This window comes from Streptomyces sp. NPDC001194 (genome assembly GCF_042896985.1).
Lineage (GTDB): Bacteria > Actinomycetota > Actinomycetes > Streptomycetales > Streptomycetaceae > Streptomyces.
The window spans coordinates 1-2300 of sequence record NZ_JBIAXU010000042.1 but is presented as its reverse complement, the minus strand read 5'-3'; the positions used below and the strand labels follow the sequence as shown (position 1 = coordinate 2300).

Below are 2300 nucleotides of genomic sequence, written 5' to 3'. Positions count from 1 at the left end.
GTCGCCTACCGCTACTTCGCCACCGCCCGGCGCCGGTTCATCCTCGCCGACACCCCCGGCCACGTGCAGTACACCCGCAACATGGTCACCGGGGCCTCCACGGCCGACCTGGCCGTGGTCCTCGTCGACGCCCGCAACGGCGTGATCGAGCAGACCCGGCGCCACGCCGCCGTCGCGGCCCTGCTGCGCGTCCCGCACGTGGTGCTGGCCGTCAACAAGATGGACCTGGTGGGCTACGAGGAGCAGGTCTTCGCGAAGATCGCCGAGGAGTTCACCGCGTACGCCTCCGACCTGGGCGTCCCGGAGATCACCGCGATCCCGATCTCGGCGCTCGCCGGGGACAACGTGGTCGAGCCGTCCGCCCACATGGACTGGTACGGCGGCCCGACCGTGCTGGAGCACCTGGAGACCGTGCCGGTCAGCCACGACCTCACCGCCTGCCCGGCGCGTTTCCCGGTGCAGTACGTGATCCGTCCGCAGACCGCCGAACACCCGGACTACCGCGGCTACGCGGGCCAGATCGCCTCCGGCGTACTGCGCGTCGGCGAGGCCGTCACCGTCCTGCCGTCGGGCCGTACGTCGGTCATCGCCGGGATCGACGCGCTCGGCCGCAGCGTGGACATCGCCTGGGCCCCGCAGTCGGTGACGGTCCGTCTCGCGGACGACGTCGACGTCTCGCGCGGCGACCTCATCGCACCGTCCGCGAACCCGCCCGCCACCACGCAGGACGTCATCGCGACCGTCTGCCACGTCGCGGACCAGCCCCTGGCCGTCGGTGCGCGGGTGCTCATCAAGCACACCACCCGCACCGTGAAGGCCATCGTCAAGGAGATCCCCTCGCGGCTGACCCTGGACGACCTGTCCCAGCACCCCGACCCCGGGCAGCTGGTGGCCAACGACATCGGCCGCGTCGTCGTACGGACCGCCGAGCCGCTCGCGCTCGACGCCTACGCCGACTCGCGCCGTACCGGGTCCTTCCTGCTCATCGACCCGGCCGACGGCACCACGCTGGCGGCGGGCATGGCGGGCGAGTCCTTCGCCTCGCAGGCCCGGACGACCGTCCAGGCCGACGACGAGGGTTGGGACTTCTAGCCCATGCTCCCCGACATCTACTCCTCGTTCGCCAAGGAAGGCGGCCGCGTGGGCAGCGGCCTCCTGGGCAGCGGCCAGGGAGGAGTGGCGCGATGTGCGCGATGACGTACGCGCACTGCCTGCGCGCCCCCGCTCCCCACGAGCTATACCTGTCCTTGCTGCACAGACGAAGACGTGCGTCATGAGTTGACGCTACGAGAGGAAGCCCTCCCGTGCCTGCCACCGGTAACACCCGTACTCCGCTTTCCCGTTCGGCCGTCCGCCGCGGCGTCGCCGCCGCTGCCGCGCTGCCGCTGCTGATCGGCGTGCTCGCCTCCTGCGGCTACGGCTCCCAGGCCGCCAAGCCCGAGGACAAGAAGGCGAACACCGCCGCCGACGGCACGAAGAAGCTCTCCGCGGCCGAGGTCCGGATCGGGTACTTCCCGAACCTGACCCACGCCACCGCGCTGGTCGGTCTCCAGGAGGGCCTGATCGCCAAGGAGCTCGGCGCCACCGCGATCAAGCCGCAGTCCTTCAACGCCGGCCCGTCCGAGATCGAGGCCCTCAACGGCGGCTCTCTCGACATCGGGTTCATCGGACCCTCGCCGTCGATCAACGGCTACGTGAAGTCCAAGAGCAGCAACCTGCGGATCATCTCCGGGTCGGCGTCCGGCGGCGTCAAGCTCGTCGTGAACCCGGACAAGATCAAGACCCTGGACGACCTCAAGGGCAAGAAGATCGCCACGCCGCAGAAGGGGAACACCCAGGACGTCGCGTTCCTCAACTGGATCGCGGAGAAGGGCTGGAAGGTCGACCCGGAGTCCGGCAAGGGTGACGTCTCCGTCGTCCGCACGGACAACAAGGTGACCCCGGACGCCTTCAAGCAGGGCTCGATCGACGGCGCCTGGGTGCCCGAGCCGACCGCCTCCAAGCTGGTCTCCGACGGCGCCTCCGTCCTCCTCGACGAGACCGACCTGTGGCCCGACAAGAAGTTCGTGATCACGAACGTCATCGTGTCGCAGAAGTTCCTCAAGGAGCACCCGGACGTCGTCGAGGCCGTCCTCAAGGGCACGGTGAAGACCAACGAGTGGATCAACGCCAACCCGGACAAGGCCAAGGCCTCCGCCAACGCGAAGCTGGAAGCCGACGGTGGAAAGCCGCTCGACGCGAAGGTCATCGACCCGGCGTGGAAGAGCATCCTCGTCACCGACGACCCGCTGGCCGGCACG

2 protein-coding genes are annotated in these 2300 nt (G+C 69.6%); both read left to right on the top strand.

Annotation, left to right across the window (positions count from 1 at the left end; all coding sequences use genetic code 11):
- Nucleotides 1–1092 (top strand): sulfate adenylyltransferase subunit 1 (locus tag ACFY1T_RS35560; protein ID WP_390791871.1); only part of this gene is annotated, 1092 nt, incomplete at its 5' end.
- 212 nt (nt 1093–1304) lie between these two features.
- The coding region (locus tag ACFY1T_RS35555) for an ABC transporter substrate-binding protein (RefSeq protein ID WP_390791870.1) at nt 1305–2300 on the top strand (996 nt) is incomplete at its 3' end.